13 protein-coding genes are annotated in these 25668 nt (G+C 40.9%); 11 read left to right on the forward strand and 2 right to left on the reverse strand.

Annotated elements, in window-relative coordinates:
* Nucleotide 1 precedes the first annotated feature (1 nt).
* From E0496_RS21435 to E0496_RS21445, 3 genes are all read left to right on the forward strand, one after another.
* Nucleotides 2–5692 carry a hypothetical protein gene (locus E0496_RS21435; RefSeq protein WP_141503838.1) on the forward strand — a complete coding sequence of 1897 codons (5691 nt, stop codon included), beginning with the start codon at nt 2–4 and terminating at the stop codon, nt 5690–5692.
* The gene (locus E0496_RS21440; protein WP_141503839.1) at nt 5689–7278 is read left to right on the forward strand and encodes an S-layer homology domain-containing protein; all 1590 of its coding nucleotides are present in this window, start codon (nt 5689–5691) and stop codon (nt 7276–7278) included. The genes E0496_RS21435 and E0496_RS21440 overlap by 4 nt, the downstream gene beginning before the upstream one ends.
* 221 nt (nt 7279–7499) lie before the next feature.
* The gene (locus E0496_RS21445; RefSeq protein WP_141503840.1) at nt 7500–8630 is read left to right on the forward strand and encodes a response regulator; all 1131 of its coding nucleotides are present in this window, start codon (nt 7500–7502) and stop codon (nt 8628–8630) included.
* A gap of 128 nt (nt 8631–8758) precedes the next feature.
* Here E0496_RS21445 and E0496_RS21450 read toward each other — a convergent pair whose 3' ends face one another.
* Complete coding sequence (locus E0496_RS21450) at nt 8759–13375, reverse strand: S-layer homology domain-containing protein (RefSeq protein ID WP_141503841.1); 4617 nt, start codon at nt 13373–13375, stop codon at nt 8759–8761.
* Nucleotides 13376–13568: 193 nt separating this feature from the next.
* On the reverse strand, nt 13569–14546 hold the full coding sequence (locus tag E0496_RS21455; protein WP_141503842.1) for a tRNA dihydrouridine synthase: 978 nt from the start codon (nt 14544–14546) through the stop codon (nt 13569–13571).
* Between the two features lie 222 nt (nt 14547–14768).
* Here E0496_RS21455 and E0496_RS21460 point away from each other — a divergent pair, with 222 nt between their 5' ends.
* From E0496_RS21460 to E0496_RS21495, 8 genes are all read left to right on the forward strand, one after another.
* Nucleotides 14769–15842, forward strand: a complete 1074-nt coding sequence (locus tag E0496_RS21460) for a substrate-binding domain-containing protein (RefSeq protein ID WP_161601512.1) — start codon at nt 14769–14771, stop codon at nt 15840–15842.
* Nucleotides 15843–16092: 250 nt separating this feature from the next.
* Nucleotides 16093–17004 carry a carbohydrate ABC transporter permease gene (locus E0496_RS21465; RefSeq protein WP_141503844.1) on the forward strand — a complete coding sequence of 304 codons (912 nt, stop codon included), beginning with the start codon at nt 16093–16095 and terminating at the stop codon, nt 17002–17004.
* Between the two features lie 2 nt (nt 17005–17006).
* Nucleotides 17007–17840: a carbohydrate ABC transporter permease gene (locus tag E0496_RS21470; protein ID WP_141503845.1), complete on the forward strand. Its 834-nt coding sequence runs from the start codon at nt 17007–17009 to the stop codon at nt 17838–17840.
* Nucleotides 17841–17906: 66 nt separating this feature from the next.
* The gene (locus E0496_RS21475; RefSeq protein WP_141503846.1) at nt 17907–19208 is read left to right on the forward strand and encodes an ABC transporter substrate-binding protein; all 1302 of its coding nucleotides are present in this window, start codon (nt 17907–17909) and stop codon (nt 19206–19208) included.
* A 126-nt stretch (nt 19209–19334) separates the two neighbouring features.
* Nucleotides 19335–21860 (forward strand): beta-mannosidase, encoded by a 2526-nt coding sequence (locus tag E0496_RS21480; protein WP_141503847.1) that lies wholly within the window; start codon nt 19335–19337, stop codon nt 21858–21860.
* A 308-nt stretch (nt 21861–22168) separates the two neighbouring features.
* A complete protein-coding gene (locus tag E0496_RS21485; RefSeq protein ID WP_141503848.1) occupies nt 22169–23554 on the forward strand; it encodes an MATE family efflux transporter in 1386 nt (461 codons plus the stop codon).
* A 48-nt stretch (nt 23555–23602) separates the two neighbouring features.
* Nucleotides 23603–24391 carry a DeoR/GlpR family DNA-binding transcription regulator gene (locus E0496_RS21490; RefSeq protein WP_141503849.1) on the forward strand — a complete coding sequence of 263 codons (789 nt, stop codon included), beginning with the start codon at nt 23603–23605 and terminating at the stop codon, nt 24389–24391.
* Nucleotides 24392–24693: 302 nt separating this feature from the next.
* Nucleotides 24694–25668, forward strand: coding sequence for a CehA/McbA family metallohydrolase (locus E0496_RS21495; protein WP_141503850.1), 975 nt, complete (start codon nt 24694–24696; stop codon nt 25666–25668).

Genomic DNA, 25668 nt, shown 5'->3' on the forward strand with positions numbered 1-25668 from the left:
AATGACTATCCATAGAACAATAAAACGCAGTATAGCTGCAACCCTTTTTATAACCATGCTTTTCACTTTTGCAAGTTTCCCTATTCGTGCAGATGCTAGTGGTGCGGATTATTCCATTGCAAATGAGTTTATGAAATATTCTATAAATTCAAGAACGGGTGGTTTTTCAATTGAAACGATTGACGGTCATCCACAAAAAACGTTCGACAACAACCTGCCGCTTCTTTATAGGGAAGATGCGGCAAGGAGCAATGGAACATCATTCACAACCGTTCGTATCGACGGAAAAGATTTTATTTTCGGTCAGGAATATGGCTGGTTTGGAATAGATACAAAGCTTCATGAACCTGTCGTTTCAGAGCAAAACAGGCTTTTAACCATTGCGTGGGACATCAAGGGCTATACCATTACACAGAAGGTGTCTATTTCTATTGACCCTAGCAACCCGCTGGCTGGAAACGTTGGTATTTCATATGATGTGAAAAATAACAATGCTAAAGCCGGAACAGTTGGTATTCGTCTTCTCTTAGACAACGCGCTTGGTTCAGAAATTGATTCACCTCATGTTTTGGTTGACCCAAGACAACCGACAATCGTCGAAACGGAATATAGCGGTGACAACCTTCCACAACAAATTAGATATGTTGATTCTCTTTCAGCTTCGGACAAAATGGCTTATGCCATGTTGTCCGGCTGGAGTGGCAACAAAGACGTAGACGTTGATAAAGTTATTGTTGGTCATTGGGTTAATCTTGCAAATACAAGATATGAATATACACCAAACCCGAGTGTTGACTTTACCAACTATTCAAACAAATATTTAGTTCCTGACACGGCAACTGCTTATTATTGGAACGAAAAATCAATTGAGCCAGGACAAGTTAGAATTTCTGAAATGCTTTATGGTGTTGGTAATTTTTCTGACCAAACACAAAAGGATCATGTTTCAATAGGTATCCAAACCGAGAACGTTTTACTAACTAATGACAAAAAAGGATATGAAAACAATGGTGTTTTTAAAGCAACGGTAACCATTGACAACAGTGTCTCAGGAGCAAGAGAGCTCATAGAACCAATCGTGAAGCTTAGCCTTGAAGAAGGACTTGTTTTTGCAGCAACGAATACACGAGAATACAATGTGAAGATTTCTGGCGGTCTTAACATTGGAACTGTGTTTGATATTCCGAATGTTGAGATTATTGCAGAGACTCAGTCTATGATCACATCCAAACGTTTGGTCGTTTCGTTAAGTGCAACAGAAATTATTGATTCTAGCACACATAAAGTGGTTGACTATAGTGCGAATACAAACATTTTGATTCCTGCAGTTGAAGGAAAGCTTCCTGAAGTTTCAATGAAGCATGTTTTCCCAGCAGCCGTTTATTATGAAGGCGACAAAAATATCACGGTTTCAGGTGATATGAAAGTTTTGGATCAAGCCCTATCGGGAAGTGATGGATGGAGTCTTTATCTTGTTTCATCATCAAGCGGCGAGGCTATTCTGATTGATAAAAGAAAAATAAGTTTTATTGAAGAAGGTCAAACGCTTGCGTTTTCAACTGATCAAACGTTGGCAGTTGGAAAATATGACATTGAATTTAGATTTACAAACCAACAGCTAATCGATGCCTTTGGTACAAAAATCAAAGCAACAGCTACACTAGATGTAACAAATAATATTAAGGATAAAAGTGCAAGTTATGGTATTGTTTCGCTAGTTCGATTTACAAATGGTTCAAACAACAGACAGTTGTATGACTATGTTAGTTTTGAAAACGAAGATGTAATGAAAAAATTTGTATCTGGCAGCGTTAAACGAGATGGCCTTCTTAATAAAGGCATAGGATTTGAAAAAGATAAAACTGAAATTCTTTTGACACTTCGCGGGAAAATTAGGCTTATGGGTACGGGGACAGAGAAATACTACTCTGCTAGCAGAGCCGATGGCGACATTACCATCAACAACATCTTGGCATATGACAGCAACGCAGCCCTTAAGATGACAGTTGACAATAATGGTGCAAAGCTAGAAGGCGATGGTACCATCAAAGTGATCAACTCCGTCAATATTTGGCATAATAAATGGTATTATGAAGCCAAGAATGGAACCAAATACAGCCTGGATCGGGAGGCTGTTTCCGAGGAGAATGCTGAGGCACTTGAACTTAAGCTTGGAGATGCCGGAACGATGCTGCAAAATATTGCAGGTTTTTTAATCAATATTAAATATGGTGTTATGACTCAAGATGATGAAGATTTCGGAATTAGCTTTGGCGGAAAGATCTCATTGCCTTTAAAAGCTCCTGACAAGTCGAAGGGTGAAGAATTCGATGAATATAAAGGCTCACTAACTGCAGACGTTAAAGATGTTCTCTATGGCAGTAAAGACGGCGAGATTGGTTTTATTGGTGTTAACACAACACTATCTGTAGGTCTACCAGAAGATATATTAGGTCCATTAGTAGGAAACGAAGCTGGTGTAGAGGCCGAAATAACCATTAACACTATTGATGATATTTATAGCATCGATGCAGGTGTTTCTATAGCCATGCTGGAAGTAGAAGGGTCATTGGCACTGAAAAAGGTTCCTATTAACGAAGTTCCAAAAATGATGCTTGACGAACTCACATTCTTTTTAGCATCGGAAACAACGAAAGTACCTGTTGTTGCGCCTTATGTATTTATTACAGGACTTGGCGGAGGAATTTCAAATCTTGCAGATACCATTGCTGGAGAACCAGCAGGCGAACTCCCACCCATTACCATCCATCTTCAAACAAGGCTTTTAATTAATATCATTATTGTAGGTGATTTTAAGCTGGATGCAAAACTATCCGGTCTTGCAATTGAAGGAACAGGCCGGTTAAATGGAGACGATGATGGAAGAATCTTTAATATTCGAGCGGGAATGAATGTTCAATGGATATCGCCTTTTCAGCTAAATGCATTTGGCGACATCAGCATCCACGCAGGAATAATACGTGGTGGTATAACGATAAAAATTACTGAAGATTATTTCTATGGTTATGTTTACGCAGGATTGTTCATTCCAGACTCTATCCCATTCGTGGGGGGCAAGGAGATTGGAGGAGTTGAGGCAGCTGTTTCAACTGACTTTGTGGGTGCAAACTTTAAAGTCATTGGCGTTAAGCTTGGCTTTATCTATTATTGGAACGGCGATCTAAGCTTTGGCGGATCAATCGACCTGTCTTCAAGAGGAAACGCTGTTCACTATGTCCACTCGGAAGCGCTAGACGAAAGCGGCAACCTTGTGCCAACGACCATGGCATATGGAACGAATATGAGAAGACTCACTACAAAGACAAGTGCTAAAACTCGAGCCGGAAATGGTGTTACAAAAGAGGTTAGCTTGGCAACGAAAGATTCACTTCTCATTGAAATTCCACTTCGTGGATTTGTCAAACCTTCTGCATCAGAAATCATTGTCACCAATCCAGATGGAAAAAAAGTGGCAATGGTTGAAGACGATAATAAGGGTAACGGAAACTATCTTGTTCAATCTTTAGATGGCGTTAATTATTTGTACATTTCAATCACTGACCCATCTCTTATTGTTGCTGGTAACTGGTCCATTTCAGTTGAAACACCTGATGTTTATATCGACAACTTTGAAGTAAACAGTATTGATAATATGCCAGAACTTACAGGAATTAGTGCTTCAACTAGCGAGAATTCAAGCCGTGATATTAACGTTTCTTGGACAACGGATAAGCAAAGCAATTATTCGGGTGCACTTAATGTCTATGTCACAAAAGACCCATCAATCATGCAGGCCATTGAATCCACTAACATTAAAGACACTTCATCTTTAATTAGTATTGGCAACCTAGAGTTAGATGAAATTAAATCTGGTTCTCATGTGTTCACACTTCCTGAGTCCTTCCCTCAAGGGAAATACCATGTTGTTGCCATGCTTGTTAACCATCAAGGTGGAATGAGTAAGAAAATCACTTCTTCAACATTCACTTTCACAAATCCATTGCTTCCTCAAAAACCACAATCTGTTTCTGCGGTCTACAGTGGTGACGGCTATGTGAAAGTGGATATAACGGGAAGTGACAAAACGGCAACACACTATCTCGTGGCTATCCAAGACGAAGATGGTGTTGAGGTTGAAAATTCCTTTGGTCAATTTAAAGTTGGCAGTGACATCATCCTAAAACCATTAGAAGACAAAACGAACCGACCTCTATTAGAGGAAGGCAAGACTTATGTTGTTAAAGTGCAGGCTGCTAGAATTGTGGAAGATCCTCTTAAACAAGCAGAATATTATCGTTCAACCGAATTTGCATCATCGCAAAGCTTTGTTATGCCTTCAATGGAGAAGCCTCAGCTTTTAAGCATTGAAACAAACATTGACAGATCAAAAGAACGTTATTATTTAAGTACTGATAAGTTAGAGGCAACTTATACCTTCGACAGGCCTGTTAAAATGACATTTAACATTAACACTGAAGAAAAAAACACGCCTCAAGAGTTTAAGACGGTTTGGTCATTTGAAGAAAGTCTTGAAGACGGCCAGCAATTGATTGACTTTCTAGCAGTTGGTGAAAACCGTGACACCATTCGAGGCAGCAGGTCATCAGGTGCAATTGGATTTACGGTTGATACAAAAGCACCGACGTTACTCCTTGGCGAAGATGTTCAAACAAGCCTTGACAAGGAAAACGTTGACAACACCGTCAGCAATCAAGTTGTTTTTGTTGGCGCGGACTCAAGCTATAGCTTCCATGGTCTATCAGAACCATCCGCATCATTAACTTTAGACGGTACTTCAGACGGAATTGTTAGAAATCCAGACGGAACATTCGTTGTAAATCGTAAGACCTCAAGCGAAGATCCAGATCAAACCCTGATTCTTAAAGCGGTTGATGATGCTGGAAACGAAACGGTTGTTCAGGTTTATCTTGTGAATCGTGCTTTGACAGAATTTGAAAGCATTAAATTAATCTCTGACCTTGAAAGCTCCGATGATCAACCTGATTCTATCGAGCTTGGCATAGGCGGGAAAACGCAGCTTTCTGTTAAAGCTCTTCGCACAGTTGGGGATACTGTATTAAAAGCAGAAGACGTTGTGTGGCACGTTCTTTATAATCAGAACATCATCAGCCTTTCACAAGATGGGACAATTGAAGCATTAGCTCCCGGCGAAACTGCAATCAAAGTTAGCTATAGACTTTCTGCAATTGAAGGTCAAAATGGGAAAACGGTCTATAAAGAACTGTCAGACGTTATCAAAATTAGTGTGAAAGATCTTGGTTATCGTTATGAAGTTCGTCAAACACAAGGGTTCTCGTTGTACACCATATACACGGAAATAAACATGGGCAAGGCAACAGTTGTGGTTGAAGGAAATAAACAAACTCTTTTATATGACAGCTTGAAAAAAGCATATATGGGTTCTTCAAGGTCACTTGTTACTGGTGAGCAATTAACAGCCAACCTTGTTTTTGAACCAACGGTGAAATCTCCTATTCTTCTTCGTGGAGACACCGATGGTAGTGGTGCTATTGATAAAACTGACATTGTAGCAACAATGGATGCTATATTAAACAATGTCTACAACGGGTTTAGTTCTTCAGAAAACTGGATGAGATCGGATAAAAACGGTGACGGCATTGTTGACATTGTAGATGCGCAACTCACACTAATGGAGGCACTAAGAAGATGACAAAGCAATTGAAAATTATGTTGTGTATGCTACTTCTAGTGGCTGGTTTACCATCATATGTCTACGGTGCAAACGATGCTGCTGACCTTGGTTATCATGTAGATATCACAGTAACTGATAGCTCTGGTTCTCCAAAATCATCATTTGACGTTGGAGAAGAAATATTTGTTAAACTAAGTCTTTCCTATACTGGTGCTGGAAGAGCACCGGTATATGGCTTTCAAGGAAAGCTGCAGTTTGATTCTTATGTTCTGAAAAACACCAGTGTCCATATGGAAAAGGACATTTCAATGAAATATTCCGATGGTGTCATCAACTATATCTATCTTGATATGACCGCGAGCGGAAAAGATGATTCAATGCTTCAGAATATTGGAACTGCTGTTTTCAAAGCTAGAAACAACGGAACTTTCAACTTTTCTTTGGGCAGCTTCATTCTAACCAACAAAGATGCGACACACCGGTATATTGAACCATTTGAAGATGTGCAAATTATTGTTGGCTCTGGAATAAAGGAAGCCTCAAAATCTTCACTATATGAAGACATTGTTGTTGCAAAATCTTTACTTGCTTCAGTTATTATTGCGGATAATCCCAAAACCATATATAGCCCGGATTTTTGGTATTCAACAAAATCCGCTCAAAATTTAAGGAAAGTTATTGCCGAGGCTGAGGCTGTTTTTGATAAAGAAGATGCTCTCGCTTCAGAAATCTCAGAAGCAATCGAAAAGCTTAGCATTGGTGTTTCCAATTTTGAGAACTCAAAAATTATAGGTCCGAAACGTTGGGTTGCCTCGGACGGAAACAACATTAACTATTCTGTTAAAGCTTCTGTTAGAGGCGGAAATGGCAAAATTGCCGATGGCTTTGAAGCCCAAACCATTCGTGCAACAACTTCTGCAACCATCAGAATGATTCCCGATGAAGGGTTTGAAACAGAATATATTTTTATCAATGGAGAAAAATTTATAGGCCGTGACATTTACACCATTCCAGAGGTTAGCCGTGACATAACTGTTGTTGTTACATTTGCGAGAAAAACGCCTTTTACAGATATAGCACATGACGATTGGTTCTATTTTTCTGTAAGGTATGCTTATAACGAGGGGCTATTCACGGGAACCTCTGAAACAAAATTTTCACCCTCTGGGCAAATGAGCCGTGCAATGCTTGCCACTGTATTGTATCGTATGGAAAATCAACCAAATGTTAAGTTTTCAGATGTGTTCTCTGACGTTCAAAGCGGTCTTTGGTATTCAGATTCTATTATTTGGGCAAACCAAAACCAAATTGTTAACGGATATCGTAAGGGTATATTCGCTCCCAATGATGCAATCACTCGTGAGCAAATTGCTGTTATGCTCTATAGATACGCACAGGGTAAGGGCTTTGACCTTCATACCGAAAATTCAAGTCTTAGCTTCAAAGATGCAAATAAAATTTCAGCTTTTGCCAAAGAGTCAATTCATTGGGCTGTGTCAAAGGGCATTATGAAGGGCAACTCTGATTTGACACTAAATCCTTCTGGTCTTGCAACCAGAGCAGAGGTTGCTACTATGCTCCAACGGTTTAAAGAGTTGGAATAATTATAAAATGAATAGAAACCAAACTGCCTTAGAGCTTTTCTTTGTCAGTTTGGTTTCTTTCTGTGAACTTTTGATTAAGCAAGTTATTTATTGCAGAATCAATTACTAATTAAGAATAAATATGGTTTAATAGTTCACTAGGTGTGGGCACTACATTTTATTTTTAACTCCTGATAACTTCAAAACTCCCTAGTTAAAACTGATGTGAAGGTGGAAATCGAATGAAGGTTATCGTCGTTGATGATGAAAAAAGTATGCATATGATTATGGAAATAATGCTCAAAAACATAAATTCTATTACTTTAGTTGGATGTTTTCTTGATACTTGGTCTGCATATGCATACTTATCAGACCATGATGTAGATTTAATCTTTATTGATATCATTCTGCCAAAAGAGAGTGGAATAGAGTTTGCGAAACGCTTAAGAGAGGAAGGGCGAGAAACGAAAATCGTATTTTTGACCTCACATAAGGAATATGCTCTTCCTGCCTTTGATGTATATGCCTTGGATTACATACTGAAGCCTGTTAATCAAGAGCGACTTAAGCAAACCATTGGACGGGCAGCTGTAGATATCGAATTACAAAAGTACTCGGCTAAACAGGCTGAGCAAGAAAAAAAGTTGATATATAGCTGTATAGGTAGTATGGAGTTAAGAACATCACAACATGAAATCATAAAGTGGCGATCGAGTAAAGGTGCAGAACTTTTCGCTTATTTGATCATGCAGAGAGGAAAGCTTGTTTCAAAGGCAAGAATAATAGAAGATGTATTTGATCATATGCCATTAAAAAAAGCAGATGCTTATCTATATACAACTATTTATCAACTTAGAAAATTGTTGGATCGCTATGGGCTTCCTCAGGCTATCTATTCCGGTAATCAGTATTATGTCTTAGATCAAAAACAAATTGATGTTGACGCTTTTATGTTTGAAGATCAATGTAGGATGCTGGATTTCAATGATGCCACACAAGTTAACCGAGCAATTGAACATGAGAAAAGCTATCAAGGGAAGTTATTTGGAGAGCAAGTTTATGGATGGGCACAGTATGAAATAGAGAGATTAGCTTTATTGTACATTTCTTTTGCACACAAGCTTTGTGAGGCGTTATTAAGTAGAGCAGAGATGGATAAAGCAATAACTATTCTGAAAAATTTGGTTGAAAATTATGATCTTGAGGATAGATCGATCATGCTTTACTTAGAAGCATTGGCTTTAAAAAAGGATGAAGTAGGATTAAAAAGGCAATATAAAAAGTTTACTGAAATGATTCGAGAAGAGATGGATGCAGATATATCCAATAAAGTAACGGAATTTTATTTCCGGCTTATAGAGAAATTTAACTAAAGTGAGAGAGAAAACCGCTGAGCGCTATCTAGTACGTCGAAGTGAAACAAACAGAGAAGGGGCTGTCCAAAAATTCACTAAAAGAAAAGGGCTGGACGGAAAACCTTACGGTTTCTCGTCTAGCCCTTTTATGTATTTGCTTTTGCAGGTGTATGGCGATCCGTATGCATTAGCCAGCGATATAAAATCGCAGATAGCTCTGCTCTAGTCATCCATTCCTGAGGGGCAATTTGTCCATTGCTGCGGCCTTGAATGATCCCAGCTGACAATGCCGCTCCTACATCTGCTTGTGCCCAAGATGAAATTTGATTTGCATCGTCGAAGGAGGCAAGGGCAGAAAGCACAGCATCGTCTTTAACACGGATACCCGTTAATTTGGCGATACGATTAAGAACGACGATGGCTTGCTCACGAGTGACTAAGCTATCTCCTTTAAAGCTGCTATCATCATAACCCTCTAACAAGTCAAAAGTGACCGCTGCCTCCAACTCATTGGCATACCAGGCTTCTGGACTGACATCCTTAAATCCGTTTTTATAGCTGACTTCGCCTAAACCTAAGGCTCTTGCTGTCAGAGCGGCTAGCTGTGCTCTGGTAATAGGTTGATTCGGATTAAAGCCTCCATTCGCAAATCCAACGACTACACGGCGGTTTGCTAGCTCTTGAATTTGTTTCTCTGCCCAATGTCCTTGAATATCATTAAAGCGATTCGAGTATTGAATCATTGTGAAGCTGCCGTTGCTAATGAGACTTAGCTCAGCAAAGGTTTGGCCACCCTTCGTGATGAACTTGGTCGGAATATGGGAAATGCTTTTCTCAACCAGACGAACAGCTGTCGTTAGATCTGTTGAATTAATCGGGAAACGAAGCTGTGCAAAGCGATTAAAACGGTCAACCTCTACTGATTTCTCTCCTGCATGGATTTCCAGCTTCAGCTTAATGAGCATTCCGTTGCTGACAACTCCTGCTGGCAGCGAGCCGGCTTGAGATTTTTGTTCATCAACCTGCAGATGCAATACGACGGAATACGTTGTTCCTTCTGAAATGTTCAGCTGCTGCTTCATTTGATCAGTAATAGTATTGTCGACTGGGAAGCGATACTCGATCCCTTGATGTTCTAGCTGTACAAAGCCTTGAGGAACAAATAGCTCTGTCCAAGCTTTTTGAGAAATTTCTAGCTTAATGTCTTTTTCTTCTCTGGAGGAGACAATTTTCGATTCTCCATTAAGATTAGCAGCCTTGACGCCCTCTCCATTGATCCAAATATCAAATCTAGGAGATACATCAGTACTACCCGTTGTTGGCGGAATTTGTACATCTTGTTCATCGCGTGGTGTAACTGTATTGGATAGACCGGATTCGGACCCGTCACCCGCCGCTGTCACTGCTTGTACCGAGAAACGATAACTCGTTCCATTCGTAAGACCAGTTACTGCAATATCCGTGGTCGTACCCTCAGCTTTAATATTTCCAGGATGTGAAGTAACGACATACTTATCAATTGGATAGGAGCCACTGTCAGTTGGTGTGTCAAATCGCACGGTTGCAGTACCATTGCCTGCGGTAGCAGTCACATTCGTTACTGCTGTTGCTAGACGCGCTGCTTCTCTTGTTACAAGTATAGTAGAATCGTGAGTACCCGAAGCGTCTGTGAAGCGAGATGCTATCTTATTCAACCCAACTTGTAGTGGAATATCTGTTTCCCAGCCATAAGATGAACCTTCGACCCATAGTTCTGCCGAGGTAATGCCTTTTGTTTGATCATAAGTAGCCTTTGTTACGGATACTTCATAGGGTACGGTTGCTGAATATACAGCAGTGGTTACCGTGGGTGAGAAGTTAACGTTTTCTAGTTGCAATGAATACTTGAATTTTTCTGTTTTGAACGAAACTTGCTGGCTATATCGGGTCTCAGTACCATCTGTAGCAAATGCTCTGGCATAATATACGGTATCCGGCTGTAGTCCATTAATCGTATCGTTCATTACTACTTGATAAGGGGCAGTAAGAGCAAGCATCTCATCCTCTATAGTGGGATGCGGGGAGGTGCTTACAGCAACGCCAGCCTTCTTGAAAAAGTTAAGATTTAAAGTATCTAGTGTCACTTGTACGGGTGCTGTAGCAAAGGATGTACTGTTGATTGCTAGATCGATTGTCCAGTTCTTAAATGCAAATTGTCGCGTATCTGACATTGCGATTTCTGCAGTTGGTGTATTCACCGCCAGCACCTTCCAATAGTAAGGAGTACCTGGTAACAACGGTGAGGTATTCAGATTGTAGCTGGTTTGACCCGTCACATCGAGCTGTTGGTACTTGAGAAAGCTAGCATCTGTAGAGAGCAGCAAATATTGCTTATTATAGTTGGCAGAGCTATTGGAATTTGTCCATTCTAGAACGACTTCATCCTGATTTTCGTCGAAAAGCTCTTTATCTCCAGGAGTATTTAGCACAGGTACTGTAAGTGTATTTCCCGTTTTTAATAAGATAGGAATATACGCTCTGCCGTGCTCAGCTATGAACGAATCATTCACAAGATGGATGCTTTGAGCTGTACCTGATGGGAAATCACGGTAGCCTTCATTATCTTGTTTACGATAAGTATATACCTCCATCGAAGAGGTGGGTTGATGCGTTTCAGCCTGTACGACAATTTCTCCTGTTTCCTCAAAAAAGATAATCAGCAATGTTCCTTTATTCCATGAATGATTTACATTTGAAAACTGTACAACCGCCATTCTTTTGCCAATTTCACTGCCGATTACGGCATGATAGATGGCATCAGGCGAACCATTTACGACGATTCCAGTCTCAGGATGAGCCGTGAAAAATAATTTTATATCGCCGTGGTAGTCTGTAATTTGAATTTCACTTAGGGTTGTTCCGTTAAGGGGAAAGTCAATGCCTAAGTCTGATGTCGTACCCGTGACAAGCGCAGCGGGATACATTGGGGTTTCAGGGACGGTTGTAAATGAAGCCTCATCGTTTGAATCCTGTGTAGTCATCTGAACGAGAACAGGAATCATTTTATATTTTTGAGAAGCAGGATCATAACCCATTTTTGGAACGAGATAGGTATCCTTCGAGTAATAACTCCATTGCATGGAGTAAAGGTTATTTCGGTTTTGAAAAACAGTCCCGTAATTCGGTTTAATGATGGATAAGGTTAACCAATCATGATGGATTAGTAAACCTGAGCTGTCCATCATACTATTACCAAAGCCTAACTGGTGTGTGGTATCAACATATTGATGCGTATTAGGATTTAGCAAATACAAATTGCTGCTATTTATTTCGGTGAAAGTAATCTGTTCTCCATCGCCAACCATATTCAGGCCATATCCACCTACCGGATAAGTATGTTCGATTACTAACTCTTTGGTTGCGGCATTCCAAGAATATTGTTCTAGTTTATCGCTATAAAGGGCCAGAAGCTGTCCGTTTGGCGTCCATAGGATGTCATTCGGATCGAACGGGACCGTCTCAAGAAGTGTGAAATCATCAGCAGATATAATGTCCATATTCGGGGAGCCATCACTTAGAAGGGAGAAAAAGTATCCATCGTGATAAGCTACTCTTCCAGTTTCATTAGGAAAAGCTTTACTGCGTATATATATGCCTTGTTCGTCGAATTCATCAAGATGACTCGTATTTAGATCAACAACAAAAAAATGACCATTATCCGGGTTTACAATCATTTGAACGAATTCATTCTCATAAACTTCTCCTCGATAACTGTTTACAAGGTTCTCAAAGGTGTAGGTTCGTTCAGAATCGTTATAGGAATAAAACTTTATGCCTGCTTGATTGCCTATGATTAAATCTCCGTTATTTGTAAATTCAATAAAGGAAGAACGAAGTGAAAAAGCATCTTTAATCTCAATTGTTTCGTTTTCATTGAGAACAAGGTAGTTATCAAATAAAGTTTCTGCACCCAACGCACTAAATTTACCATTTTCTGAGGCAGAAGGATTGGAATAAGAGTAATCTGTATGAAGCGTAGTACAATTCGTCAGATCTAGCTCATTGCAAATATAAGCTTTGGAAGGTCCATTGACTAGATATCTGTCGTCTTCTGTAGATACAATGCCCGAAATATAATCATTCAATGTAGCATTTACTGTTGTAACTGATAAAGGGGCGGCTGCAGTATCCAAGATGGAGTAATGCTTCCATGCAAACGAGGAAATATAGATGAGACCATCCTTACCCTTTTGCATCCCCGTAGGTCTGGATGTAAATACATGCAGATTATCCTCGACAACAGTATTTGTAGATAAGTCGAGCTTAATCATTGGATAACCTGCATTCTTATCTTTCAAGACAATATATAGATAACGATTTAGACCTTCTTTGGAAAAAGCCATCTTAACTGGCTCAATAGTCGGCGCTCCCACGCTTGTATTCCAACTTGCACCTGTCAATTGAGCGGCTAACTGATTGCGAGTAATTAAGCGGCCTAGAAAATCTCCATCGGTTGTAAAATGGAAAATATCGCTTGCATTGACGTAGGTTTCATTAGCAATCACATACAGATTGTTAGAATCATCTACTTCAATAATATTAATATTTTCAATATATCCTTTATCTGGAAAAGTAAATGCATTTGGTGCTAATGATAAGGGGGTTTCCTTAATGCCGTATGCATCAGTGAGTGCAGCTGCTATTGCTTTTGGCTGAATGGGTAATCCTGCAAATAAAGAAGTAAGTAATGTGAATACAACAAAATAAGTAATCATTTTTTTCATAATATGCCTCCTTGAATGTTAAAGCGATTTCAGGTAAATATAGAGCTTGCGAAGCTCCGTAAAGTGTAACATAGTGCTATGAAAGAATTATGAAAGAAATACAACCGTCGATAATGCTGGTCTGTGTGCAGCAAAAAAATAAGAGACCTTCCCAGAGTTCATTGAACTTTTGGGAGGTCTCTCATTATTTGTATTAATCTAATTCCTGTTCTAAAACACCACGGACTAACCGGCGGACTTCATCCGTCGACCTGGTCTCCATTAATTGCGTTCTTAGCTCGCTTGCGCCTCTAAATCCACGAACATAGATTTTGAAAAAGCGAAGAAGCGGTTTAAATGGACGCGGCAGGTCTTCTTTTGAATATTGATCGTGAAGATCAAGCTGCAAAAGTAATAGATGAAGAAAATCCTTGGCGCTATGCTCTTTAGGTTCTATCTCGAATGCAAAGGGATTGGTGAAAATACCGCGGCCAATCATGACACCATCAACGCCATATTGTTCCACTAATTTCAATCCTGTTGCGCGGTCTGGAATATCTCCATTAATGGTTAATAGCGTATTTGGGGCAATTTCATCGCGTAATTTTTTTATTTCAGGAATGAGCTCCCAATGCGCCTCTACTTTACTCATTTCTTTCTTTGTACGAAGGTGAATGGAAAGGTTCGCAATATCTTGTTTCAATATATGCCCTAACCAATCGCGCCACTCATCAACCTCGTGGTAACCCAATCTTGTTTTAACACTAACCGGCAATCCACCTGCTTTGGCTGCTTGAATAATTTCGGCTGCGAGTTCAGGGTGTTGGATTAATCCAGAGCCTTTTCCATTGGAAGCGACGTTTTGGACAGGGCATCCCATATTTAAATCGATTCCTCGAAAACCAAGTTTTTTCATATCGATGCTCATCTGTTCGAAAAATGCAGGTTTATTGCCCCAGATATGCGCGACAATGGGCTGCTCATCCTCTGTGAACGTTAACCGGCCACGAGTACTGTCTCTTCCTGCAGGGTTACAATAGCTGTCTGTGCTTGTGAATTCGGTAAAAAATACGTCAGGTTTTGCAGCTGTACTTACGACGTGGCGAAATACAACATCTGTGACATCTTCCATTGGCGCTAATATAAAAAATGGCTTTGGCAAATCAAGCCAAAAGTTGTGTTCGTTACTCATATTATCTCCTCTTAATGCAATATCTAAAAACGATATAAGCAGTAGTAAAGTCCTTTACCCAACATACATAATATCATTTTTTCTCGATTGATGCACAGAATCGATTAGTTGAATTTAGGTGTAACATTCTATACAGCTAATCATAAATTTGTTATGATGAAATGAAATCTGTTAGGTTTACAAGTAAACTAACGAAATATGAGCTTCGGAGTGAATGATTTTATGGATAAGCCAAGAAAGGTAACGATGCAAGAGATTGCTGACAGGGTAGGAGTGTCAAAGTATGCTGTTTCGAAGGCGCTATCAGGGAAGCCTGGCATTAGTTCCGCAACGAGAGGGAAAATATTCGAAGTGGCCTCTCAGCTCGGCTATCTTGAACAGAAACTTGGTAAACGATCACTTAACGGTAAACAGCTAGATGAAGATCAGGACAAGCTTGTTGGCATTCTAATTCCTAACATTCGCAGTCAGAATAGGGATTCCGGCTATTGGGGAAAAGTACTAGATGGTGTCTTCAAAAATCTTGAAGCCAGTGGGACCTCATCCGTGCTTATTACTGATGATCTACCACGCAACTTCCATAAAGTGATGCGTCCTGATGGTTTACTGGGCATCATCGGTATCGGACTTATCAATTCTTCTATGCTTGTTGATCTTCGTAATATCGGTGTACCATTTGTCCTTGTTGATCACGAAGATGATCTCGTCAGTTCAGATAGTGTTTTTATGAATAACTATGACATCGTGCGTAAGCAAGTTAAGTATTTGATTGGTAAAGGCCACACTCATATTCAATTTGTTGGCGATTGGCGATTCGCTCGGAGTTTTTCTGACCGCTGGAATGGCTTCAAGTCTGCGCTAGAGGAAAATGAAATCTCGTATATACCAGACCGTGCGCTGTTGTCAGTTCAACCAACGATGCATCCTGAAAATCTTTCGCTTATCAAGCGCAGCTTTGAGCAAATGAAACATAACAATCTGCCAACTGCTTTCGTATTTGCCAATGATAAAATAGCCTCACTATGCATGCGTGCAATGGAAGAGCTGGGCATTCGTGTTCCGCTCGATACATCCGTTATGGGATTTGACAATGATATGGATATTTTGGAGCAATTTCCGGAGCTGAGTACGGTTAACGCGGAGAGTGAAGAGCTAGGCATAAAGGCTGTTGATATGCTTTTCCGCAGATTAGCCAATAGCTATATGCCGTATGAAAAGCTGCTGCTGCAAAGCGATCTTATTATTCGCAGCAGCATAGATACGCCGCGGGCAGCAACGATCTCTTCCAATAGCTAAAGTGATGATCATAAAAAGAAAGTCAAATATAGGACGTCTTTGCCCAAGGAGGCAAGGACGTTTTTCTTTTTAAATCAACTTTCAACATCTTGTTATTATTGAAATCGCTTTAAATAAACTTACAAACAAAAATAAAACATAAAATTTAGTCTAATTTAGTTGACTGAATCCGTTTCATCTTTTAATATGAACTAAAGAAAGCGTAATCATTAACAGATACGATCGATTCTAACGGAAATGGGGTAATGCTATGTTCGGGAAAAAAATAGGTGCGAAAAGAAAATATGAGCATAATGTAGCCGGATACGTTTTTATTTCTCCTTGGCTGCTAGGCTTTCTTCTTTTGACACTATGGCCAATAATACAATCCTTTTATTTGTCCTTTACGCAGTATTCACTTCTTGATTCCCCGACCTGGGTCGGAACAGGCAATTATGAAGCTATTTTTCAGAAAGATAGGTTGTTTGTCAAATCGCTTGTCGTCACCTTTACCTTTGTATTATTTGCAGTTCCTATCAAATTGTTTTTCTCCTTAATGGTAGCGATGCTGCTTAATCGAGATCTTAAAGGTATGAGTCTATATCGAACGTTGATCTATTTCCCGTCTCTTATCGGTGGTAGTATCGCAGTGGCAGCACTATGGCGTAATATGTTCGGACTGGATGGTTACATTAATCATATTCTTAGCTGGTTTAGCATTGAAGGAATTGGTTGGGTTTCTAATCCCAAGACAGCACTTAGCACACTCATTCTTCTTAGTGCTTGGCAGTTTGGTTCAACCATGGTTATATTCTTGGCTGGATTAAAGCAGATTCCGAGAGATTTGTATGAATCCGCTTCTGTTGATGGGGCTGGCCTTTTCAGGAAGTTCTACAATATTACGATTCCGATGCTGTCACCGGTTATATTCTTCAACCTTGTTCTTGGTATTATAAATGCTTTTCAAATGTTTACTTCAGCCTTTGTGATTACAGCAGGCGGACCTGCAAATTCGACTTATATGTATGTGCTGTTCCTTTATGAAAAGGCATTCAAGCAATTCCAAATGGGTTATGCTTCTGCATTAGGTTGGATTTTGCTCCTTATTATTGGCGTCCTTACGCTTATTAACTTCGTTGCATCGAAATACTGGGTGCATTACGAATCAGATGGGGGGAAATAAATATGACATCTGAAGCGAAGCGGTCTTGGAAAAGTCATCTTATCCTGATCCCATTCTCTCTACTTATGATCTACCCCGTTATTTGGTGGATTGGTGCCTCTTTCAAAAGCACCGCGGAGTTATCTTTACCATCTCTTTTTCCTGAGCAGTGGATGTGGCAAAACTATACGGATGGCTGGGCGTTCTCATCCCAATATACCTTCACCACATTTTTCGCCAACACACTCATGATGGAGTTTTGGAATGTACTTGGCGGTGTATTAACAGCGGCTCTAGTAGGTTACGGCTTTGGGAGACTAAATTTCAGGTTCCGTAACTTTTGGTTCGCTGTCCTAATGGCAACACTCATGCTGCCTGCTCAAGTAACCGTCGTTCCACAATATATCCTTTATAACAAACTTGGTTTCGTAGATAGTTACATTCCGCTGATCTTACCTCACTTCTTTGGAGGAGGAGCCTTCTTTATCTTTTTGGTTGTACAGTTTATTCGAGGTATTCCACGTGAACTGGATGAAGCGGCTCAAATTGATGGTGCTTCGGTATATGGCATTTTCTTTAGAATTATTATGCCGCTTATCAAGCCGGCCCTTTACACCGTTGGGATATTCACCTTCCTGTGGAGCTGGGATGATTTCTTCTCGCAGCTGCTCTATCTAAGTTCAGTTGAAAAATTCACAGTAGGTCTTGGTCTTCGGATGTTTATTGACCAGTTTGAAGTGCAATGGGGACAATTACTTGCTATGTCATTGCTATCTGTTCTGCCATCAGCGATTATCTTCTTCGTGGCACAGAAGCACTTTGTTGAGGGCATTGCGACAACAGGCATTAAAGGCTAGTCCTGCCTAACTAACGGCAACACCTAAATTTATATATACAAACTTACAAAAGGGAGTGTTCAAAGTATGAAAACAGCAAAACCTTGGTTGAAAATGTTAACAACAGGTATTCTTGCTTCGGCTCTAGTTATTTCCGGGTGCAGCTCATCAAAATCATCAGAATCTCCAAATACCCCAGCTGCCGCTAGTGAAAAGAATCTGAAAATCATGTGGTGGGGGTCTGATGGGCGTCACGAAGCAACGAACAAAGTTTTGGACCTTTATACGAGTAAAAATGAGGGTATTAAATTTACACCAGAATTTACAGCATGGGATGGATACTGGAGCAAGCTGCCAACCCTATCGGCTTCTCGGACGTTACCAGATGTCATGCAAATGGATGCTGCTTATATTGAGAGCTACGTTAAGCGCGGTTTACTAGCTGATTTGTCAGATTTGGATCTGTCAGGCATTGTTGACGAAAGTGTGCTTGAAAACGTTAAAATTGACGGAAAGTTATATGGGATACCGCTTAGCTACAACGGACAAGCGATGGTATATGATAAGGCAGGACTTGAGCAATACGGCATAACACTTCCGCAAAACAATTGGACGTGGGAGGACTTCTTTAACTTTGCTCGTGAAGCTCGTACAAAGCTGCCTAACGATAAATATCCGATTGATGATTTGAGAAATATTTGGGAATGGTATCAGTTCTATCAAACATCAAAAGGCCTTGGCCCTATTTTCAAGGATGGGAAATTTAACTTAGATAAAGATACTTGGATGGAATTCAACAATATTTATGCTGAATTCTCGGAGAAAGGCATTGTACCGAAAGCTGATTTGCAGCTTTCTTCAAAAGAAAATGATCCACAAACGGATACGTTTGCTAAAGGACGTGTATTGCTGAGAGGTTCCTCCGTTGGTTCTGCAACAGCAGTAGAAGCACTGCTCCCTAATGGAGATATTCAAGTGAATAGCTATCCAATTGGTACAGCTGGCGGTGGTTGGGCACAATCAACGATCTTCTTCTCTATCAATGCTGAATCCAAAAGTATTGAAGAAGCTAAGCAATTTTTAAAATGGTTCATATCCGACCAAGAGGCTGGTAAAATTTTGGGAACCACTCGTGGTATTCCGATCAACAGCGAAGTGCTCGGATCGATTGAATCTACGCTTACAAGCGGTGAAAAACTAGGTATTCAGCTTCTTGATGCAGCTAAAACGAATGCACTGCCATTCTATCCGGCACCGGCTGGCGCTGAAGATTTCACAGCCACATACAAATCAGAGCTAGAATCGGTCATGTTCGGTCAAATTACATTAGAGCAAGCTTATGAAACGCTCGTTGAAAAAGGTAAAGTTGCGGAATCGAACAATTCGTAATCGTGAAACAAATATCGCTTTAACGTTCTAACTTATACAGACTTTTATCAGGTCCGATGAGGCTTAAGTGTGTTTAGCTTAAGACTTAATCGGGCCTGAAATTTATTCAGATCATGGGAGGATTATATGGAGATTACAGCAGAATGGAGATTGCAGGGTTATGACATAGGGCAAGTACCAGCATTGCAACTTGCTGATGCGGGGCTAGACGATCGATTCTGGATGACAGCTAAAGTGCCAGGCTGTGTCCATTCAACACTTATGGAAAGAAACTTAATTACCGATCCTTACTTTGGTCATAACGATATCAATTGCCGCTGGATCGAGAACAAGGAATGGTGGTACAGAACGAAATTTCAGCTGGACGAGGTCTTGCAGAAGCAAGAGAAGCTAGAGCTTTTTTTTGAGGGTCTCGACACGTTCGCAACCGTCTTTATCAACGGTCTGGAAGTGGGTAAAACGGCTAATATGCATCGTGGCTATTTCTTTGACATTACTAGAGTTGTGAAGTCTGGTAAAAATACTATTGCAGTTAAATTTGATCCATTATCCCTTCATCATAAGGACAAGGCGCTTATGCAATGGTCCTCTTATACGAAGGAACGTCCTTGGATAAGAAAGGCAGCCATGAATTATGGATGGGACTGGGGTCCACGCATGGTGACAACAGGCATTTGGGGGAAAGTGCATTTACTTAGAACTGTCCAGGCGCGCTTCGACAGCGTTTTTGCTCAATCACTCTCGTCAAGCTCGCAACAGGCATCGGTACAAGTATCGGTTGATATTAAACGTTTTTCTTCTAAGCAAGATTTTGTTGTCCAAACAAAGCTAATCGATGTAGAAGGCCATATTGTAGCTGAATCAACGAATCCGGTTCAAGACAAGCGTACAACCTGTCTGCTCAATGTTACGAACCCGAGCTTATGGTGGACGCATGATCTTGGCGAACCTTATTTATACCAGCTTGAAGTTGTATTGCTTGCTAATGATGTTCCTGTGGATCAATATAGTCATTCCTTTGGCATTCGTTCCATTGAGCTTCAAGTACAAGATGATCTAGGTAACGATGCTTTTGCTTTCCTGCTAAATGGTGTGAAGCTGTTCGCCAAAGGCTCCAACTGGATTCCTGTTGATCATTTTATTGGCAGTGCACCAGACAAGCGCTATACAGATTTGATAGAGCTTGCAGTAGATAGCCATATGAATATGCTGCGAGTATGGGCCGGCGGTATCTATGAAAAAGATGTTTTCTACAAAGAATGTGACCGCCTTGGTGTGCTGGTATGGCAAGACTTTGCATTCGCTAATGCTCTATTCCCGGATTTCAACGCTGATTTTATGGAGAACGTGAGACAGGAAGCCATCTATAATATTAAACGGTTGAGGAAGTTTACTTCTTTGGCACTATGGTGCGGCAATAACGAAATTGATTGGTTATACGATATGAAGTCTGCCGATGGTGACATTACTTGTCCATTTTATGGTGAAACGATTTATCATGAGCTTCTGCCTGAGCTGCTCGGTGAACTAGACACGTCGCGTCCTTATTGGCCTTCGTCTCCATATGGCGGCAATGATGCTAATGATCCCAATGTAGGAGATCGTCATAATTGGCAAGTCTGGCACGGTTCCGTATATCCACGTAAAATTGGCGAAAAAACAATGCTGGATTATAGTATTGAAGGTGTCACGTTTAAAAATTATAAAAAAGATGATACGCTATTCAGCAGCGAATTCGGCATGCATGCTTCTGCTAATCGCTACACGCTCGAAAAGTATATTCCAGAAGGACAGTTTTACTGGGGCAGCACAGAGATGGCTTACCGCAACAAAGATACGAATCATCAAAAGGGGATTCTACTCATGGAAGGGTTTACGGGTATTCCGAGCAATATTGAGGAGTACATGAGCTATTCCATGCTGACACAAGCTGAAGGACTCAAATATGGCATCGAACATTATCGGCGCAACAAAATACGCACAAGCGGTTCCTTGATCTGGCAGCATAATGACAGTTGGCCGGGGACAAGCTGGTCACTAATTGACTATGAGCTGCTGCCAAAAGCATCCTTTTACTATGCGCGCAAATTCTATCATCCGCTCTTGCTGACCATCGATTATGGACCAGAAAGTCCTATCGTGCTTTGGGCAGTCAATGACCGTTTAGATGCGTATCAGGGCAACGTGGAACTGGCGATTTATCATATGGATGGCACTCTCATCAAGCGGCAGGAAGTTGCGGCTAAGGTGACAGCCAATTCAGCTGTTAGGCTAGGCGAGTGGGAAGAAAATGAATTGCTTGGAGATATTCCTGCAGAAGAAGTTGTAGTGAAACTGTCTGCTGAACAATGGGATTGCTTTGATAATTATTATTACCTAAGAGATTACCGACTTCTTAGACTACCTGAATCCAGTCTTGTTGCCCATTGGAATGGTGAGCAAGGCACGCTGCACGTACAGGCTAATGATGCTGTTGCTCGGATGATTAATATTCAGATTGCACAAGGCAATGTCCGTATGAGTGACAATTTTTTTGATTTGCTGCCAGGAGAAAGTAAGAGCATTGTAATAACACAAGCAGATGGTTTTCCACTTGCGATTGATACGATCAGAGTAAATGCACTTAATGCCAGAGCGGTAAATCTGGATTAGCAAAGACTAATCAAAACGAAAGAAAGCATATAAAAAATGAACAAAAACGAAAGCAAACGGTTAAAGGAAAGACTACTTTCTAGATAAAACGGAGGTAGTCTTTTTGTTATACGAAATTTAAAGTATTTGTAAACCTCCTACAATCGCTCCAATACACATTGATTAATAGACAAACAATTTGTAAGATGGATTAGTCAACATGAAAGCAATGTAAACCACATGAAAACTACCATGTAATCGCTTGAAGCTATGTGAAAAGCATGCGAATTGTCGTATAATTTGAATAAGAATGAGGGATAGGCTTAGGGATGAATACAATCAGAAGGTCAGAGTTTAAACGCGAGATGAAAGAATTGGTCATCCCATCTGTGCTGCAAATGCTCGTCGGCAATTCGTTTTCGATTGTTAATATGCTAATGGTGACGAGCTTGGGGGATGGAGCTGTCGCCGTAACTGCCGCTGCTGGCAGAATCAGCTTCATTTTATCCATGATCCTTACCGCTGTCTATGGGATGACCGCTTATATGACCCAATATTATGGTAAGCAGCAGTATACCCTTATGCGGGCGACATTCGGTTTTATGCTGCTTACGGGAATCGGTATGAGTCTTCTGGCGTTCGTTGTTGTGTTGATTTGGAAGGAACCGATTCTAACTTTATTTATTAAGGACACTGACTTACTGCCGCTTGGTTTACAATACGTTTCAATTATGGCCTTTGTTTTTCTCATTAGTGCGATTAGGGATGCGTATGCTCAGGCGCTCGGATCTATAGGCAAGGTTAAGATTACGTTGTATGTCGGCTTATGTGCGATGGCGGTCAATATTATATTGGACTACGGCTTGATTTATGGAAGGCTGGGTTTGCCAAAGCTTGGCGTTGCAGGAGCCGCCTGGGGAACGTTAATCGCTTCAAGCATAAGCTTGTTGTTTTTGTTTGTTTTCATTTATAGTAAATCGTATTATTTAAATATTGGAGTTCGAGAGCTTTTCAGTTTACCTTTGAAGCTGCGTCAGCAGGTATTGAAAACGATAACGCCGCTCATGTTCCACGAAGGCATGTGGTCGATCGGCAACATGCTCTATGCCGTAGCTTTCGGATCTCTAGGCATTGCGGCATTGGCTACGTTCCAGCTGGCGAATACACTTCAGGGGTATTTTATGATGGGAATCCACGGATTTGCCTATGCAGCAAAGGTGATGATTGGTCAACAGCTAGGCAAGGATAATCAAGAGCAGGCAATAGAGTATGCTCGTAGATTTACGCGTATTTCGGTTATCGCTGGTATAATGATTAGTGTTGTCATTGTTATCGTTTCGCCATTCGCGTCTCTTGTTTTTCCGAAGCTAAGCGCTGAGGTTCACGCTTCTTTAGGAAATGTTCTCCTGCTGCAGGCTTTGGCGATGACTGCATTTTTCTTGAATAATGTGTGGATTGTCGGTATGTTTAGAGCAGGCGGGGACAATTTGTTTACGATGAATATGATTCTAATTACAACATGGGCGATTGCATTGCCAGCGGTATTCGTTGGCGCGTATGTGCTCCATCTGCCGCTCGAATGGGTTTATGGCCTATTTTTATGTGAAGAAATAAGCAAGGCTTTGATCGGATACAAACGTTATCGCTCTCAGAAATGGATGCGGAATTTGGTAGGGAATATCCCTGAATCGCCGTCAGCGGCTGCATCTCTATAGATTATGAGTGCGTTAGAATAGTAGTGATAAAGATTAGGAGGGTTTGCGATGTCTCTCGCGGGTGAAGAAAGAAAGCTGAGTATTATGAATTTGCTGAATGAGCATGGAAAGGTCATTGCGAGCGATCTGGCGCGTATGTTCGAGGTTACGACTGAAACGATTCGTAGAGATCTGGATGATCTAGAGAAGGAAAACAAGCTTAAGAAGGTGTACGGCGGCGCAATTAAGCTAAAGGTTGAGGTCGAGCCTACCTTGTTTGAAAGAGCGTGCATTAATCAAGAGGCGAAGGAGAAAATTGGCTATCTTGCTTATACGCTAATTGAAGACCATGATGTTATCTTTATCGATGAAGGCACGACGCCGCTTCAGATTATCCCGTTTCTCGCTCAGAAACAGCAGGTTACCGTGCTAACGAGCTCGATCTCCGCATTAATGGCTTTGATTGAACTCAAGAAGCGAGAGCAATTCGATGGCCGAATGATTATGCTTGGCGGAGAAGTGAATGTGAAGCATCTTCGCGTAACGGGTGCGATTGCGGAAGCAAATATGTCGGATATTTTTGTGAATAAAGCATTCGTAACCGTTGATGCCTTATCGATTGAGCATGGATTCACAAGCTATGACTATGAGAAGGCGTCGCTTACCCGCAAATGGATTCAGCAGTCGGAAACGTCGATCATTTTGGCGGATTCATCGAAATGGAACAAACGGTCCATGGTCAAAATATGCGATTTTCATAATGTCGATATCGTTATTTCGGAATTAGAGCCTCCGGCAGCATGGAACGCCCAACTGGAAGAGGCGAATACGAGATGGATGATGCCAACGGAATCATGAACTTTGAGGTTTGAATTAATCAGGAAAGCCAGCAGAGAAGCGAGTCTTCTCTGCTGGCTTTTTTTATATATAAAGATTTATTAGTTTGTTAGTTTGATGTTGTTTGTTGTTGTGTAAAGATTGTAATCATTATGTTAAATCTTGCGAATGGCATTGTATTGGTCGATTTTTCGCAGTAGAATAATTAAAACAACATAAATAAAAGTAAAAGCAATTAAAAGCAAAAATAAGTTGTGTTCGTATTTTACATGCTCAGCAAATTTTCGTTCTAACGGATGACTAAGAAAATAGGAGTGATGACAATGAAGGATGCCGTATATTTGGATAAAAGCAAAAGGAAGTACAAAGGGAATTTACATTTGCATACGACATGGTCAGATGGATCGCAAGAGGCATCGGAAGTTGTTGCTGCATTCAAGGCTATGGGTTACGACTTCATTAGTATAACGGATCATGATGTATTCGCTCGTACCGCAGAGTATAACACGGAATCATTCCTTGTACTGCCCGGTATGGAGAGAGGCGGATTAAATCTTGTGCCGGATGAAGATCCAGGCTACCACTTTGGCGTATTGGACGATCCAACGGTCGAGTCGGACAAGGATAGATTTCAACATTTGCAAACGTTTGAGGTTCCCATTCCTTGGGAGGGTCAACAATCCCCGCAGAAGCTGATTGACGATATGAGGGCGCATGGAAATCTTGTTGTGTTCAATCACCCCGAATGGCATTTGACACGCTTTGAGGATATGGTTCGGTATGATGGATTTTTTGCCATTGAAATTTATAATCACGCAACGGAATGGACGACGAGCTCTTCCTATGGGGCGGCTTACTGGGATCATGCGCTTCAGAATGGCAAGCGCGTGTTCGGTATTGCTGCCGATGACTCGCACGACCATGATCCAAGCTGCAAAATTCCTGAGTACGGCGGCGGCTGGGTTTCTGTCGAGGCAGAAGAGCTTTCACAGGCAAGCATTATCACTGCACTAAAAAAAGGACAGTTTTATTCCAGCTCTGGACCTGAAATTTTTGATTTCCGAGTAGAGAATGGCTTTGTCCATGTGGAGTGCTCTCCTTGCCAGTACATCATGTTTAAAGCATTTCCGCTGCGTGGGCCGTTCCATGTAGAACGAGAGAAGGGCGAGCTAATGACCTCTGGAAGTATGGTGATCCAGAAGGGCATGAACTATATTCGGGTAGAGTGTGTGGATGAAAAGGGCAGAATTGCATGGTCTAATCCGATCTTTGTAGAAGATTTAGCCGAGGAGGAATAA

The organism is Paenibacillus luteus, from assembly GCF_006542765.1.
Classification (GTDB): Bacteria; Bacillota; Bacilli; order Paenibacillales; family Paenibacillaceae; genus Pristimantibacillus; species Pristimantibacillus luteus.

Coding starts and splice junctions, on each gene's coding strand:
- E0496_RS21455 (WP_141503842.1), bottom strand. CDS start 14,546: ATGAGTAACGAACACAACTTTTGGCTTGATTTGCCAAAGCCATTTTTT.
- E0496_RS21490 (WP_141503849.1), top strand. CDS start 23,603: ATGTCTCTCGCGGGTGAAGAAAGAAAGCTGAGTATTATGAATTTGCTG.
- E0496_RS21460 (WP_161601512.1), top strand. CDS start 14,769: ATGGATAAGCCAAGAAAGGTAACGATGCAAGAGATTGCTGACAGGGTA.
- E0496_RS21495 (WP_141503850.1), top strand. CDS start 24,694: ATGAAGGATGCCGTATATTTGGATAAAAGCAAAAGGAAGTACAAAGGG.
- E0496_RS21435 (WP_141503838.1), top strand. CDS start 2: ATGACTATCCATAGAACAATAAAACGCAGTATAGCTGCAACCCTTTTT.
- E0496_RS21450 (WP_141503841.1), bottom strand. CDS start 13,375: ATGAAAAAAATGATTACTTATTTTGTTGTATTCACATTACTTACTTCT.
- E0496_RS21465 (WP_141503844.1), top strand. CDS start 16,093: ATGTTCGGGAAAAAAATAGGTGCGAAAAGAAAATATGAGCATAATGTA.
- E0496_RS21480 (WP_141503847.1), top strand. CDS start 19,335: ATGGAGATTACAGCAGAATGGAGATTGCAGGGTTATGACATAGGGCAA.
- E0496_RS21475 (WP_141503846.1), top strand. CDS start 17,907: ATGAAAACAGCAAAACCTTGGTTGAAAATGTTAACAACAGGTATTCTT.
- E0496_RS21485 (WP_141503848.1), top strand. CDS start 22,169: ATGAATACAATCAGAAGGTCAGAGTTTAAACGCGAGATGAAAGAATTG.
- E0496_RS21445 (WP_141503840.1), top strand. CDS start 7,500: ATGAAGGTTATCGTCGTTGATGATGAAAAAAGTATGCATATGATTATG.
- E0496_RS21470 (WP_141503845.1), top strand. CDS start 17,007: ATGACATCTGAAGCGAAGCGGTCTTGGAAAAGTCATCTTATCCTGATC.
- E0496_RS21440 (WP_141503839.1), top strand. CDS start 5,689: ATGACAAAGCAATTGAAAATTATGTTGTGTATGCTACTTCTAGTGGCT.